13 protein-coding genes are annotated in these 16,528 nt (G+C 40.1%); 12 read left to right on the top strand and 1 reads right to left on the bottom strand.

From position 1 onward, the window contains the following. The first annotated feature begins 68 nt into the window (after positions 1-68). The 12 genes from AC27G3_RS06255 (at position 69) to AC27G3_RS06200 (ending at position 15,980) form a co-directional block, all read left to right on the top strand. The gene (locus AC27G3_RS06255) at positions 69-788 is read left to right on the top strand and encodes a phage tail tube protein (RefSeq protein WP_487119804.1); all 720 of its coding nucleotides are present in this window, start codon (positions 69-71) and stop codon (positions 786-788) included. A gap of 104 nt (positions 789-892) precedes the next feature. Continuing rightward, positions 893-4,612 carry a tape measure protein gene (locus AC27G3_RS06250; protein WP_487119802.1) on the top strand — a complete coding sequence of 1,240 codons (3,720 nt, stop codon included), beginning with the start codon at positions 893-895 and terminating at the stop codon, positions 4,610-4,612. A 25-nt stretch (positions 4,613-4,637) separates the two neighbouring features. Beyond that, positions 4,638-5,030 (top strand): hypothetical protein, encoded by a 393-nt coding sequence (locus AC27G3_RS06245; protein ID WP_487119800.1) that lies wholly within the window; start codon positions 4,638-4,640, stop codon positions 5,028-5,030. 34 nt (positions 5,031-5,064) lie between these two features. Further along, the gene (locus AC27G3_RS06240) at positions 5,065-8,667 is read left to right on the top strand and encodes an autotransporter outer membrane beta-barrel domain-containing protein (protein WP_487119798.1); all 3,603 of its coding nucleotides are present in this window, start codon (positions 5,065-5,067) and stop codon (positions 8,665-8,667) included. After that, positions 8,667-9,983, top strand: a complete 1,317-nt coding sequence (locus AC27G3_RS06235; RefSeq protein WP_487119796.1) for a hypothetical protein — start codon at positions 8,667-8,669, stop codon at positions 9,981-9,983. Before AC27G3_RS06240 ends, AC27G3_RS06235 begins: the two co-directional genes overlap by 1 nt. 12 nt (positions 9,984-9,995) lie before the next feature. After that, on the top strand, positions 9,996-11,714 hold the full coding sequence (locus tag AC27G3_RS06230) for a hypothetical protein (protein WP_487119794.1): 1,719 nt from the start codon (positions 9,996-9,998) through the stop codon (positions 11,712-11,714). Further along, entirely contained in the window at positions 11,698-11,925 is a 228-nt protein-coding gene (locus tag AC27G3_RS06225; RefSeq protein ID WP_487119792.1) for a hypothetical protein, read from the top strand. Before AC27G3_RS06230 ends, AC27G3_RS06225 begins: the two co-directional genes overlap by 17 nt. A gap of 12 nt (positions 11,926-11,937) precedes the next feature. Beyond that, the gene (locus tag AC27G3_RS06220) at positions 11,938-12,213 is read left to right on the top strand and encodes a hypothetical protein (RefSeq protein WP_487119791.1); all 276 of its coding nucleotides are present in this window, start codon (positions 11,938-11,940) and stop codon (positions 12,211-12,213) included. A 25-nt stretch (positions 12,214-12,238) separates the two neighbouring features. Next, positions 12,239-14,209: a sialate O-acetylesterase gene (locus AC27G3_RS06215; protein ID WP_487119789.1), complete on the top strand. Its 1,971-nt coding sequence runs from the start codon at positions 12,239-12,241 to the stop codon at positions 14,207-14,209. Further along, entirely contained in the window at positions 14,206-15,075 is an 870-nt protein-coding gene (locus AC27G3_RS06210; RefSeq protein ID WP_487119788.1) for a hypothetical protein, read from the top strand. The genes AC27G3_RS06215 and AC27G3_RS06210 overlap by 4 nt, the downstream gene beginning before the upstream one ends. Before the next feature lie 48 nt (positions 15,076-15,123). After that, on the top strand, positions 15,124-15,633 hold the full coding sequence (locus tag AC27G3_RS06205) for a hypothetical protein (protein WP_487119786.1): 510 nt from the start codon (positions 15,124-15,126) through the stop codon (positions 15,631-15,633). 2 nt (positions 15,634-15,635) lie between these two features. After that, the gene (locus tag AC27G3_RS06200; RefSeq protein WP_487119784.1) at positions 15,636-15,980 is read left to right on the top strand and encodes a hypothetical protein; all 345 of its coding nucleotides are present in this window, start codon (positions 15,636-15,638) and stop codon (positions 15,978-15,980) included. 155 nt (positions 15,981-16,135) lie between these two features. On the opposite strand, the gene AC27G3_RS06195 is transcribed toward AC27G3_RS06200, so the two are convergent. Next, positions 16,136-16,480 (bottom strand): hypothetical protein, encoded by a 345-nt coding sequence (locus tag AC27G3_RS06195; RefSeq protein ID WP_487119782.1) that lies wholly within the window; start codon positions 16,478-16,480, stop codon positions 16,136-16,138. Positions 16,481-16,528 lie beyond the last annotated feature (48 nt).

Here is a 16,528-nt window from a genome sequence, read left to right as displayed (position 1 = left end):
TTATTTAATTGCACCTAATTTTTACAACAACACGCCGAGCGGCGTTAATCCTATGATGGAGTCCTATAATGGAAACAGTACAAGAGAACTATATTGGTAGCGGTATCTGCTACCTAAACGGCCGCGATATCGGAAACGTAACAGCGGCAAACTTTTCAATTGATCAAGAAACTAAAGAAAAACCAAACTTACGTGGTGGTGGTGGCAATATCGCGTCACTTACTCGTATTTCAAGCATTAAGCTAGCTATTACTTTAGACAGCTTTAACAACTCTAACTTAGCTGTTGCATTGCGTGGCCAAGTAGATGTTGAAGCATCAGAAGCCATTGCTGACGAATTAGTAACTGCCGTAGTACCTGGCTTAGGTCAAACCCTTAAAATGATTGATACAGCAGAAGCCTACTCAGTAAAAACCAATGCTGACGTTGCTTTAGTTGAAGGTACTGATTATGAAGTTACCGCTGCAGGTATTTTGGCTATTGAAGGTGGTGCGATTACTGATGAAGACATAATCAAAGTAACGTATCAATCGAAAGCCGCAACAGCGCTAGAAGCAATGGTAAGTTCGGGTAAAGAATTTCGCTTTGTGCTTGATGGCTTAAACGATCATAACGGCAAGCGTGGCGTTGTTACGGCCTACCGCTTTAAGCCTTCACCAACAAGTGGTTTAGATTTAATTGGTGACGATTATGCCGACTTCCAAATTGAAGGTGAATTACTAGCCGATACAACTATTGTTGCAGCGGGTAAGTCTCAATTCTTCCGTCGAGCGTATGCAAACAGCTAATTTTTTAGCTCAGTATAACTAAGGTTATTCTCCCTTTAGGCGCAACTTCGGTTGCGCCTTTTTTTATTCCCGTATTTATTTAATTATCAAGGCTGTTAGTTTTAATGGGTAAATTTATTGATCTGATCATTCGCGGTAAAGATTTGCTTAGCGGTAAATCTGATAAGGCGGCTGACTCAATTGGTGCGTTAAAAACTGAGATAAAAGCCTTAGACAAAGAGTTAAAACAAGTAGAGGCGGCACAAGAAAACGTACAAATTTTCAAAGAACTGTCACAAGAAAGCGAACAATTATCGGCAGCACTCGACGAGTCGAAAGTCAGTTTAACTGGCTACACTCAAGAACAAGCTAAAGCCTCACAAACCGTTGATAAATCGGCTGTATCGGTAGAGCAGCTAAAAATAAAAACCAAAGAACTAACAGCTAGCTATAAAACACAAAGCAGCGAGTTAGCAAAAACAGAAACCAGTTTAACCAAAGCTAACGTTAAAATGCGCGAGCACTCGCAAGCGTTAGACTCAAGCAAGCAAGCCATTAGCGAAACTAATGCGCAATACAAAAAACAAAAAGACAATCTTGAGCAATTATCAACGCAATTTAAAGGCAGCAAAAAGCCCGTTGACGATCTTAATTCAAGTTACAAAGTGGCTCAAGCGCAATTAGTCGCTTTAGAACAAGTACAAAAAAGCCAAGTAAAAGAGCTTGAAAAAGCAAAGGTTAATTACCAGCAAAGTGCTGATCAAGTATTACGTCTTACGCAATCGCAACAACAATTTAAAGAATCGGTACTTGGCACTACTGTATCCCTTAACCGTGTTAATAGTGAATTATCTGAGCTTAAAACTACGCAATTAGAAGCTAATCAATCTTTAGATGTAGCCACCAGAAATTACAAAGCATCAGCCAAAGCCACAGACCAACTAGAGAAAGAATTACAAAAAGTTAACGTACAGCTAGGCAAGTCTAAAAGTAAACTTGAACAAGCATCAGTCGACACTAAAAATTTAGAAGGCGCCACTAGCCAATTAGCTGCCAAACAAAAGAAACTGGTTACAGAAACTAAAAGCGCTTTTACTGCATTAGCTAAAATGTCTGCGCAGTTAACGGGCATGAAAAAAGGGCTAAACACCTTTGGCACAAATGTTGGCAGTGTAACCACACAGTTAACCGCAATGGCTGGTACTTATCTTGGTATTAGAGAACTGTGGAATTCGTTAAAAAACTTTATCAGTGTTGGCGCTAAGTTCGACACATTTCGTAAGCAGTTCGAAGGCATCATGGGGAGCGTTGCCGAAGGCGAAATGGCTTTTCAATGGGTAAAAGACTTTGCCCGAGACACACCGCTTGATATGGAACAAGTAACCCAATCCTTTATTATGCTTAAAGGGGCAGGGTTAGATCCTATGGCAGGATCGCTACAAGCATTAACCGACTCAACCGCTAAGTATACGGGTGGCACTTCTAAACTTGAAGGCATTACAAGGCAGCTTTCTCAAGCGTGGGCCAAAGGGCGTATTAATGCCGAAGACATGCAAAATGCTGTTGATAATGGCTTACCTGCATGGAAACTATTAGAGCAAGCGACAGGCAAAAACGTTGGCGAATTAAGAAAGCTTTCTGAACAAGGCAAATTAGGCCGTTACGAGTTAAGGTTATTATTTGCAGAAATGCAAAACGATGCCCCAGGTGCTGCCGCCAAGTTAATGCAAACGTTTAGCGGACAAGTAGCGGTTGCTAAACATAACGTCGATGTGTTTTTAGATACTGTTGCACAAAGTGGTGCGTTAGATTTTTTACAAGAAAAGCTCACAGCCTTTAACAAACAAATTCGTGAAATGGCGGCTGACGGTTCGCTTAAAATATTTGCTCAAGAGCTTTCAGATAGATTTGTTCAAATGTCTACCGACATATCAACCGCTGTTACTAGTGTGGCAGGAGATTTAAAAACTTTTACAGGTCAAATTTCCACTGCGTTTACTGTGGTGACTATTCCACTAAACATATTTACTGCAGGAGTTCGATCGATAATTGCTGTTGCTGCAGGTGCCTTTGAAGTATTACTACTAGGGTTGTCAAAAGTACATAGTGCGTTTGGCCTTTTAGAAAATCCAATAAGCAAGGCTGAAGAGAGCCTAAGTGATTTTTTCGCGCAAATGCGAAAAGAAGCATTAAAACAAGCCACAAAAGATGCCTTTGAATTAAAAGACGCGTTCGCAAGACTTGACGAGAATACAAAAAAAGTCAACGAAAGTTCAGAGAAACTAAGTGCTAATTTAAGAAAAACAGCAGAAGAAGCCAAGCCGCTCGGCAATGCCCTAAGCGCTACCGCGATTGAAGCATTAAATATGGCTGAAAACATGCTTACAGCCAGTGGCAAGCTTGATGAATCAAAATTACCCATGGACAGGGTAAAAGCAACGGTTAATGCGTTAATAGATAAGTTAAAAGAAGATCCATCCCCTTATGTTCAACAAATAGTTGCTCGATTAAAAGCGCAATACATTTCTTTAGGCACCACCGTAGAAGGCTCAACCGACAAAGCAATAAAAAGCCTAGAAGAATTAGAAGATCAATTTAGAAACACAGGCGGTGAAACGCTTGTTCAGTTAAAAGAAAATGTAGCAACTACAGTAGAAGTTTTTCAGCGATTCACTGAAGCTAAAAAACCTGTTAACGAATTAAGGCAAGCATTTCTTAACCAGCTTGAGGCGCAGGTAGCATTATCTAAAGCGACAGGCGCTAGCTTATCAGTAACTTTATCGGCAACAGCTGCACAATTAGGGTTGTCTGATGCGTTCAATACTTCAAGCGCAGAGGTTGATCGCCATAATGCACAAATGAATGGCACCGTTGAGGTTTATGATCGCTTAATTGCTCGTCAAAAATCTTTAGGCCAATCTAGCCAAGCCACCGCTAATACAACTGAAAGACAAACGCTAAGCCAGTTATTATTAAACAAAGCAAATGCTGCTGCAGAATCAAGAGCAGGTTCAAACATAGCTTTTCAAAAACTATGGAATGAAGCTAAAGAGCGATCGCTTAAACTCTACGATTTATTATCACTTTCTACTGAACAATTATCTGAAAAAACAAAAGAGTTAGGGCAATCGTTAAGTAATGCTTTTAGAACGCAGTCGTGGTCTAACATTATGGCGCCTATTAATGCGCTAAATAATGCCGCGAAAAGAAACGAGCTACAAGCCATTGAGCAAACCAAAGCCTACAAAGCGCTTTTTGAACGACTCGAAAATGGCACCGTTTCAGTAAAAGAGCTTGATTACCACACCCGTAATGCCAACGACAGCTTTAACAAGCTTGATAAAACCAATTTAAGCGCCTTACATTCTCAAATTGAAAGAGCAAGGCAAGCCACTGCAGAGTTAAAAGACGAATTAACCGACACCGTTCACGATTTAAAAAACGAGCTGGACCAACTTCAAGGTAACGAAGCCAAAATACTTGAGCGAGATTATCAGGTAGCTCAACTTGAATTAAAAGAAAAATTGAAAAAAGCGCAAGAGTCTAACGATCGCGCAAGTGTTGATGACGCTAAACAAGCGTTAGATATAGCAAGGCAAATTTACGAACTTAAATCTAAAAACATTAAAACAGAAGATGTAACTACCACCAAAAACATTCAAGAAAACAACAGCAATAAAACCACCACCAATGTTAAACAAACAACACAAGTTCAAGAAATTCGCTACACCGTAACTTTTAACGTAAATGGTGCTAACGCAACGTTTAGCGGCACTAGCGGTAACAGCATTGAAAACTTTATGCGCCAATTGGCCGAATCTGGTTTTACCGTAACCCGTAGTTAATAACAAATTATACAAGTGAAAACCTATGATCTTAGACGATGGTACCACCCAAATTACTTTTACTGATCAGCTTGTTTGGTCTGATGAATTTTCTTGGTCTCCTGTGGTGCAAAGTAAAAAACACGCCATTGGTGGCACGTTAGTTATTCAAGAGGCAAAAAAGCTAACCGGCAGGCCCGTAACGTTATCAAGCAGCGGAAAAGCATGGGGCACACGCGCAGAAGTTTCAGCATTGCATGCAGCAAGTTTATTAACGTATCAAGAATTTACCCTCACGCTATTTAATGGCGCAACCATGAACGTAATGTTTGATAAAAGCCAAACCAACCCTGTAGACGTTAAAGCGGTGTTCGATGGCCAAGACACGCAAGACAGCGACGAATATGAAATTAATGCCTTGCACTTTATTGAAGTGTAAATAAGCAACCCATTAGATTTTACGAGAATTAGCAATGACAATTTCAAGCAAAGACATAGTTTTATATCAATCTCAAGACAATACCGACAACGACAGCGGTGGCGGATCTCGAACCGCAGTTGAAGTGGTAGACGGTAACGTTAACAATTTATTCCCTGATATTTCTCGTATCGACACCGTGGCTGGGCGCGTTAATTTAAGAAAACTATTCCCTACAGTAACCACTGAAAACCGTGATGTTTACTATGGTGCGCATTCAATTATTCGCAAACCACCAACCGACCCAAAAGTAAGCTCATTACTTTTTTATACGGACGATCCACACGACACGCGATTGCAAGCTCAAGATAAAATCGAAAGTTATGTGGTGGCAAGTTACCTGGCTGATTTTTGGCTGTACGGTAACCATGTAGCAGGAGCAAGAAGCGTTACCTTTTTACAAATTTTAGAAACACAAACCCCAGATGTTGGCAGTGTTTATTTATTAAAAGAAGGTATAGAAGAACAATACATTCGTGTTACTGCAATAGAAGTTCAAGAAATTCCTATCACTTATTCAAGCGGTGCGTCTAGTGTTGTTTATACGAGAAAACGCGTTATTGTGACGATTGATCAACCGTTAGAGTTCGCTTTTTCTGGCTCTCCATTTCACCCTTCTGGTTATGTTGAAGGTAATGCACAAACGTGGGAAACCCAAGTGGCTGATGCAGCAAAATTTCATGCGACAAAAGAATTAAGCGAAGCAAGTACGGCGGGCGATTTAACAATAAAAGTTGACTCTATTTATGAGCAGCTCGTTCCTGCCACTAAATCCCAAACCGCTTTAGTGAATAAAAACGCCATGACACAAGGTTTTAGCTTAATACCAACAGGAAATGTGACAACGCAAGTTTTTTCTGGTTCAAACGCTGCAGGTGCGGTGTTGCAACTTAATAATGCGGTATCACCTAATTCTATATCGCGTGTTTATTACAGTAACTGGAAAGATGATGGTAATGGAAATATTGTTGACACCAATGCTGCTAACTCAGTTAAAGGTAGTGTTGATTATAAAAATGGTGTACTTATTCTAGACAGTGCTTTAACAAACATAACTGTTGATTATGAAATTGCTAATGTTGCTCCTAGTAACATACAGTTTACCGACGAGATAAAAATAACTACCGAAAATAGTGGTTATGTATTTGTAAGAAACCTATCTCCCGCCCCGTCAATTGGCGATTTAACTATTGATTATCGCTCTCAAGGGAAGTGGTATCGCATTACGGCAACCGGTAACAGAAACGATACGCAAGAATCGATAGGTATTGATCCAACAATTGGCGCAGGTAACCTTGCTTTAAATGCTGATGGTACAGCCACAGCAAACATCACGCTAGCTTCACTGCCTGATTTAGACAGTGCGGTAATATTTAGTTGGGGTAGTGCGGAAGGGTTAAGTAATCGAGCGGCACAAATAAGTAATGGCACAACGGCAACAATTGAAATTGAATTAGGCCAAACCAATATTGACCCTACTAGCTTTGTTATGCAAGCGTGGTCTCCTAGTTATTCATCGTTATACAATATAACAGCCGATGCAGGCGGTGTTTTATCTGATGCGGCACCAAATGGTGATGTGTCAGGCTTTCTTGATTGCATTAATGGAAAAGTGATCATTAGCGGTATTGGTAGCAACCGATTAGACGAAGCCGATACTGGCCGCAATGTTATTATTGATTTTGACTATTCTGATGCATCAACAGGCGAAGCAGGAGAAATTAAAACGGTTATTGCTAGCCGAACAAACACTGTAGAGCAGCTTCCTTTTGGTGCTGAAAACACAACAACAGGCGCGTTAGTGATTGATCTCGGTGAGACCGTATTGCCAGAGTCAGTAAAGTTGAGCTTATTTGTTTACCATAGCGCAGACTCTCAATACCAAGGTGATGCGGGTTCATTTCCCATCAGCCTGTACGCCAAAGCAAACGGAGATTTGGTAAGGTCGGGGAGTACAGATATTTACGGTAATGTGAGTGCGTCTGGTGTAATAACTATGACATTCCCCGCTACTGTAAGCAGGGTAAGATCAACCAATTTTAATGGATTTTCAACAGTACCCACTTATACAAATGCTAATAGCTACATGCGGGTTTCTAGTGACCACAGCAGAAATAAAGATGAAGTCACCATAAAATATCAAACGTCTATTGATGCCTCTCCTGCTTTATCTCATAACATAACGGATAAAATTGAAAATATTGCCAATACCATTATTGATACTTTACCTAATGTTGCTGGTGAAGTAGCGCTAAACTATCCTTCATCTTCAGATAAGCTTTTTTCAAAAGAGGGCTTGGTTTATCAAGATGGTGGCATATTAATTGGTGATATTGATTACGCGAAAGGAACTATTCGATTAAACCAAAAAGAACGCCCTGTTGATCTTTCGGTTGAAGTTACCAAGTTATTTACCGATGAAATAGGCACAGACAACACTATTCAAGCCTACACCTTTAGAGCGGCATCAACCAAATTAACAACTAGCAGTTTTCAATTGCGCTATGAAACGGCAACTGGCAATTACACTGCAACCGCTGACGGTAACGGCGTAATTACAGGCACTGATATTGACAGCGTTGAATCTTATGTAGATACGTTAACAGGTATGGCGCATATTTTATTTACCGAACAAGTAACACCAGACAGCCTTGTTTATGATGCGGTTGCTGAAACTTCACTACCGCTTGACCCCGAACTATTAGGGTTAAACCCTGTGCGTTTACCTGCCGATGGCAGAGTACCAGTATTTAGTAACGGTAAGTTTTTAGTGATTTTCAACGAAGTAACTACGCCTGTGACTAATGGTGGGGTTCCCGTTGCTGATCAATTAAACACTTTGGCACGTTCTGGTCAATCTTATATTGAAGTACTCGATGCTAATGGTAAAAGACTGGACCCTGATCAATACGTTGCTGACAGAAGTGCAGGCACCCTTATATTTGCCAACCCACTAACACTGGTTGATAAATACGGCGCATCGTTAACAGGTCCATTTGTTATTGTGGATCGCGTTGAAGATATGGTGCTTGCCACTGATGTGCAAATAAACGGCTTGATTAACTTGTCAGCCCCGTTAGTTCACGATTATGCCATTGGAAGTAAGGTGGCTAGCACATTGGTATGGGGAGACTCTGGCGCAAGAGTTTACAACTTGTTTAGCCAAGAAATATGGAGTCAAGGCAACCCTGTATGGTCTGACGATCGCATTGGTGACAACACTACTGCGCAATACGATAATGTTAATTTCCCTATTCAGATCGACAACAAAAGCAGTTCGGCAGGCCGTTGGGCGATAATATTTACTAGCAGCACTGTGGTTAAAGTGGTTAACGAGAAAACGGGCGAGGCAATCAACAATATTTCGGTTGATCAATCCACAGGTGAAGACGTTGCCCCAGTTAACCCCGCTACGTTAGCGCCATATTTTGTTATGCCTTTATTGGGCTTTGGCACAGGATGGGTAACCAATAACGTTATTCGGTTTAACACCGACTCTGGCGACAATAACATGTGGGTTATAAGAACCATTGAGTCGGGGGCTTTGTCTGAGTCTACCGACAGTATTGATATTGAAATTCGTGGGGATGCTAATTAATGGCTCGTATTACGCTTACGTATGGCGATTATTACGGTTCTTTAACAGCTGTTTTAGCCAATGCAGGGCATGTAGTTACTGAGGTAACTAGCGGATCTTTTCAAGACGTAGTAGACAGCACACCAGACTTAATATTGGTAGCTACCACGCCTAGCTCATCATACCTTACTTTAGGTATAGCTTTAGTTGATGCTGGCTACCCTTTAATATGTTGCGCTACATCAAACACAATCCCAGCGCCAATCACGTATCACTTTGGGGTAACAGGCAATAGAGTATACTCGTCGGCAACAAAAGTAATTGATAGCATTACACCACATGTATTATTTGAACAAGCTGGTCTTGATGTTACGGACGCTCCAATACAAGTAACAAAGACGGATAAGAATGGGTCGCTATATAGAGCAAAGAATTTAACAGGGACTTTTAATTTAGCTACCTACCCTGATGGAGATCCACATATATCCTTTGCGGCAAAAGGGCAAATTAGTGAAAGTGGGGTGACTCTACCAGCTAGTTTAATGTTTTTAGGTAGCCTTTTTTTATATGTGCAAAATAGAGCAACAACCCCTGAGTGTGACGCTATATTACTTTCAGCGGTTAGGGTGATGCTCGGCAGTAAATATGAAGTTAGCGGCACAACTCGAAACAGAGTGGGGGAGTTTGACTCTTTTGAAATAAGAGCTTACAGAAAAGCTAACGGGCATTTTTTAGGTATATCGCAATCAGATCCAGTCACAGGTGCTTACACAATAGACCCGTTAGAACCAGAATCAATGATAGTTTGTGTGAGCGATCACGACGATGTTAACTCACTAAGTATTGATAACGCAGATCATCTTGTGGCTAATGATTTTGATTTTTCGTCAACGATTAATATTGATGATGGCAACCCAACATATACCGCCATTGTTTCAGGTAAAGTAACCCAGTTTGGCTTGCCACATTCAGCAAAAGTAGTAGCAGTAAGTGCAGGAAGTGCGACAGTTCTAGGCTCTACGATTAGTGATGCTGTAACAGGCAATTACTCGATTGATGTTCAGCCACATACTGCCGAAGTAATTATTTATACCACACCCATTTATGGCGCCGTGTGGACAGCCAGTACGGGTGTTGTCCAAGGGCAAGTTATTCACCCATCAATACCAAACGGTTATGTGTATAAATGCGCAACCAACGGAACACTAGGTTTAACTGAGCCACTTTGGGGTGAAGGTGAAAATGCACTGTCGGGCAATGTAAACCTCAATGCTGAATTATTATATAAACCCTTAATTAATGGTTTTGTTAAACCTGTAGTTACGCCTTTACCTTAGTGAAATATAACCATGCCTGAGTTAATTATTGGTGGGTGCTCAGCACCTTCAGGAATTGCTACTGTTGAAGATTCTCACGCAGGTAAAACGCCTTGGCATGTCGCTAATGCTGTAACAGCTTTATGTGCTTTTAATTATGTGCCTGCGAGTAAGGCTAACCAGTCTAACAGTTTTCATTACAAGCTAGGTAAACCAATTGATGATATTACAAGGCATTTAAAGCAAACAACATTTAACCCCGTTGAAGTTATTACTGATCTACACAACGATGGCTTGTTGATTACAGATGTTACCAGTAAAGACAAAACGGATAATAATTTTAATCTGCTAGATACGAGCAGCCAAGAAAGTTATTTTTGTTTATTGCCTAATATTGACATTGCTAATAAAGCCAAACATCACGGTGTGCATCTTTTTAATGAAAAAACAGTAAAGCCAGATTTACGATATTTTCCAAGTAGTAACTTTAACTACGCACAAACCATGCAGCCAGAGTTTGATTTTGTTGACCCGTTAGATTACGACAACTTAGAAACGCCTTTATCACCCGTAGGTAGTAGCAGTAAATTACCGTGGAAAAAAACAACACCTATTGACGTAACTAAGCCACTCACTTATGGCTATTCAATTAATGTTTTCTTGGTGGGTGGCAGCACTTACGCATATTACCCAGTTGATGATGATGCGTTAATACCACCAGAGCCTGAAGAACCGAACGCAAGGATAATAAAAATTGTGAACACTGTAACCGCTGTTGTGTTACCCAGTAGAACACCATTGGTATTTAACCATGTTCGACTGTCTAAGCATATTGACTCATTTAGTTGGGATTGTAGTCTAACGTTGCTTGACCAAGCATCTTATGATCTCATTAAGCCAAGTGAGTCGGCCACCAAAACCATTGAAATTGATATTAATGGCACAAAGTGGGAATTCTTTATTGGGAAAACTAGGCGAACAACTCAGTTTGGTCAAAGAGCATTTGTAGCAACCGGCTATTCGCACAGCGCTAAATTACAGTCACCTTACTCAGCTAAAAATAATTTCTCAAATCCTAGCCAAGCCACTGCAAGCCAGTTAATGGGTGATGTGTTACTTGGTACAGGATTCACCGTTAATTGGTTAGTGGGTGTTGATTGGACATTACCAGCCAACAGCTTTAATTATCAAAACAAAAGCATCATTGACGCTATTGCACAAATCGCTAGCGCAGTTGGTGCGGTTATTGATCCTAATTTAGTAACCAAAGAGCTAACAATAAAACCATGGGCAACAACAAGCCCTTGGCTATGGGACGACTTAAACGGGTTGCCTACGTTATCCGAAGCGTTATGTTTTGATGTTGACGAACAGTACAGCCCGCAACAACAAGCAAATGCTATTTTTGTATCGGGCGGTTTAAATGGGGGGCTAGTTAAAGGAATATTACCCGGTAGTGCAGGCAATATATTATTGCAAACGGTTACCGATAATTTATTAACCGACAACACTGCAGCATTAGAAAGAGCGAGAATTGAACTGTCAAAATCAGGACATAAAGAAGATGTACCTATAACCACCTTTATCAATGAAGATCCATTATTAATGCCAGGCAGTATGGTAACCATTGATATGAGTGGAGAAACCAACTGGAACGGCATGGTTAACAGTATTTCTGTTGAAGTTATTAACTCTGGCGCTGAAGTTTATCAAACCTTAAACGTGATCAAACACTATGAACAACCTATTTAATCAATTTCAATCTCTTGTTGGCACATCTAGAACGGAGCTTGTTGATATAACCAGTAATAACGGCAACGGCACAAGTAATGCCACAACGTTAAGTGGAGTTTCCATTGTAGTTAATGGTGAGTCGGTAAGCACTGGTAACCGAGCCATTATCGAAAACGGGAATGTAATTGCGGCAGGCCCTAACGGTGCATTAGCCGAGCTTTATGTGTAATTAGGTTTTTATATGAACCCCTTGACAACTACCGACAACTGGTTGTTCGAAGTAAAAGTAGTTAGAGCAATTAAAACCAATGAATATGGCAAACCCTACAGTGCAATAGCGACTATTACCTTAGTAAATGGTGAAGCTCACGTTGAGGGAGTGTTATCGAAAGAACACTGGGGGAAAGCAGACAGCCTAGCGATTGAAAATTACTTAAAAGCCAATGGCTACCAACATTATTACTTTGTGCGCTATAAAAGTGGCGTGGCGATTAAACGAAAGAAGAGATTAAAATAACCAATGATTAGGAAGCAGGTAAATAATGTCTGATATAATTAACACAGTTGGCGCAGGTCAAACATACGAAACTATAGAATTGTGGTGGGCTGCAAAACCAAACACCACCGATGTATGGGTTGGTCATTATGTAGGGACAGGCACTATATCTGTTGCTGAACTAAGTAACACTACCCCCAATGGTGGCGCACGATTGGAGGCGCAAACCCCTTATAACTTTAATTCTCCTACCGATGCTCACGTTAAAATTACGTCATCATCGGGTAGAACATTCTACGTTAGAGCTACAGACCCGTTCACGCTTGATGGGTTTGAGATTGAAAGTACTGCTTCAACGCCGGGAGAGACAGATAATCCTATCGGTATTGACACGTACGCAGATCAAATACTAACAATTAAAAATTGCAGAGTAAAAGGCGGGCAATCCTCAGTAAAAACAAGATCTAGCGCAGGAGCATCAACAACATTAATCAACTGTCATTTTAGTGGTTCGACAAAAATGGGCTTGTGGTCTAGAGGGGTTGGCACTTTTACAACTTCTCACTGTGTTGTTGAGGGCTGTAATACAGGTGGAAATTTTGGTCATGGTGGTATCTATCAAAGAGCATCAGACACACACGATTCAACAGTCGCTTACGGTAATGGCTCAGAAGATTGGGAGGATTCACAAACAGCGACTTTAAATTATTGCGCCTCTGGTGATGCTTCGGCACATGGTACTGGTGCGGTAACAGGTGTTACTACTGCTGATTTTGATGATACAACAAGTGATATATGGACATCAAAAACAGGCGGGGTACTGGCGGGAGCGGGAGCTGGTGGTGCAAATATTGGCTTAAATCTAATAGAGACTGATACCATTTTAATTGTTTCTCCTGCCGAAAGTACATTAATTGGTCGAAACAAAGCAACAAATACACAAGACATCATTGTCAGTGGTACATACTCAGGACCAACAGCACCAACAGGAATAGAGGCTAGTTTTAACGGAGGGGCATATGTAACTATTGATGCATCTCCAAGCGCAGGAACTTACTCAGGAACATTATCAGGACAGTCAGTTGGCAATGGTGATTTAATTATTAGATTTACTAATGACACCGCTGTTAGTGATACTAAGGGTAACATTGCTGTCGGGGCTAAGTTTTTAATATGGGGGCAATCAAATTTCTCAGGCAGAGCGACAAACGCACAAGCATATACAGCAACGGCGGGGTTTTTCCACAAGTACACAGTAACAACCGATGCGTGGGAGGTGGGCGCAGACCCGTTTGACTCTGCAACAAATAGCGGCTCGGTATTTCCTTTGATAGCTAATCACTTGGTTAATAGCAAGTCTATACCTGTTGGTTTTATAGGTGTAGCACAGGGTTCTACTGCTTTATCTCAGTGGCAATCAGGGCAAACATATAATACAAGAATGTTAAATTACCTTTCTGATTCTGGTGGTAATGATATTGAGGGGGTTATTTCTTGGATTGGCGAAACTGATGCAGACACATCAACCATTGAGTCTACGTTTAAATCAGAATATAACGCAATAATAAATCAACTCGAAACATTAACAGGGGCAAAATCGGTTTTATGCGGAATTGCACAGGCTAACGGCACAAGCGTTAATTCTTGGATTCAAGATGTAGTTTCTGCTAATGATAATGCTTTGGGTTATGTTGATATAGCGTCGATGTTCACAGGCGTGCATTATGAATCAGATACAGAAACAAGTGATAGCGCTCTCGCTATTTATAACGGGATTAATGAGGCGTTTTACTCGTCAACTCTTAATGTCACTATGACAAGTATCCCAAATGGCGATTATATAGTGACCGTTTTAAATGATAGTAACGAGGTATTAACATCAGCAACTGAAACCTTTGTTAGCGAAAGTGTTAATGTTGTTGTTGGTGCTGATGTTGGTACAAGGTGTTACGCGATAGTAAGAAACACAAGCAACCCCAGCACTGAGGCTGATGTTTTTACAGGGTTAACCGTATGATAAATGTATGGGGCGGTTCTATAAATGAGTGGGGTGAGAGCTTAACTGTTGTAACAACAGGATATCAATCAACCTTTGACCTGCTTAGTCCTCGTGAAACAGAAAAGCAATCAATATTTGACACATTAAAATTAATTGATAGTTCTCACCAGTCTGTTTTTAATATTTTGGGTCAGATGGAGTCTGATAAACTCACCAGTATTGATTTATTAAGTAGTGTTATTAATTCACATCAAATAAATTTTGACTTGCTAACTCAAAACGCTGTTGTTGCTAATCACTCGTTATTGTTTAATTTAATGCAGCAAGCGCAAGCAGAAAAAGAAACAACACTCTCTTTCTTATCTAGCAATGCGGTAAGTAAACAGTCGGTAATGCAGCTTTTACAGCTTGTAGATATAGCGAACATCAAGACGTTAGATTTTAATCAAAAGATAAACACCGCACACCAAATAAACGTTGATTATCTTTCTCAAAATACTTTAGTTACACCTCACACTTTACTGTTTAATATAAAAGAGCAAATAAGCCAATCGTTTACTTATGAATTTAAAGCCCTTGAAACCATTGTTGGTAGTAAGCAGGTAGTTACTGATTTAGTTACTCGTTTATCGTTTGATGCGATTAAAACTTTAAACTTAAACAGCCAATTGACCAATGAATTCACACTGTCTTTTGATTGTATAGGCCGCGTTAACAAAACAGTGGAAGTGGTTTTTAACATTCAAAGTAATGACACGCCCAAAACTCCTGCGCATTATTTAATTAACGTGTCAGAGGTGATTGATTTTAATCAAAACACAACGACAACTTTAAACTTTAACGATGAAAACAATACAGAGAACATAAGCACTCTTATTATTTAAGTTTTATTTAACACGCCGAACGGCGTTAATCCTTTATGGAGCATTATTATGCCATTAGCAACAACCGACATTAAAACATTTAAAACAACCAACGGATTAGGTGGCGCCATTACTGCCACTGAATCAGTAAGCGGTGTATCAGGTAATTTATTTGATACGTTTACAGGTGCAGAAACAGCTGCAGGCGGCGTTTTCTACCATTGTGAATACATTAAAAACACGCACGGAACGCTTACCGCTCAATCACTGGTAGCTTTTATTGAAAGTGAGTCAAGCCATGCAGGTGTTAACGTGTCAATGGGGCTTGGCACATCAGCTGTTAATGGTACAGAGCAAACCATTGCCAATGAAACAACTGCACCTTCAGGTGTTGATTTTAGCGCTGACACAGATACAACAACAACAGGGGAGGCAGCTGCAGATCCATCTTTAACAGTTGGCGATATTCCACCAGGTGAGCACAAGGCTATTTGGTTTAGAGTAACCATTGATGCAGGAGCAGCAGCGAAAACAGGGTATCAAGTTAATAATAAATATCAATTCGATACGGCTGAATGATAATGACTACGCAAGCCCTTTATCGAGGGGACAGTAGTGAGTTGATTAATGTTCGCCCTTACATATCCGATCCTTCTCAAGTTATTTCAGAGGATTGGGTGTGTAAAATGTCGGTAATTAACGAACTGGGCGCTGTAGTAGTTTCAGCTAAACAAATCACCCAAAAGTCAGAGGACAACCTGCATTTTATTGTAGGCTTGTCTCCTGAAGAAACGGAGCTACTAATAGTTGATGATGATTTTACATGTTATAAATGGGTTATACAGTTAAGTAATAACACGTTAAGCCCTGCGTACAGTAGAGAAAAGCACATTTCATTAATAGTTAGAGAGCAAGGGATTGTTTAACTGATAAAGTGTCAGTATAACAATCAATTAACAAAGTACACTTTCACGCGTAGAAAGTGTACTTAATTCTACAATCGCAATTAAATCAAACATGTAAAATAATATACAATTGTAGAAAGACGGGCTTTACCTTACTAATACAGTGTTAGCAGGAATTAACGCCAATGAGTTACTACGTGTAATTGCATCTCTGCTTCAATCCCTAATTCCATTTTTACTTGTTCTTTCACTCTGTCTTTGAATTTCTTTTTCAATTTTGGTATCTCAAAGCTTTCTAGCATTTCGTGATTTTCTGATTTGGCTAGGCATTCACCAATGTAAATATAATCTCCATTCATACCATCAATTAAACAATGCAGCCCGTTATTGTTCATATCTGGTTTAAATGCGTTATCTTCAAACTTTTGAAACTTCTCATAATCAAGATCATCATCTTTAATATGGTCATCATAATTTAATTTTGCGCCGTACATTAAATACTGGTTTATTTGCGTACTCATAGTTCAGTTCTCCGTTAATTCAAAGCTGCTAACAACAACTTTAAAATG

Source organism: Colwellia sp. SU-HH01217, assembly GCF_057543495.1.
Note: the sequence above shows the minus strand (reverse complement) of the source record. Positions and strands in the feature narration are given on the sequence as shown.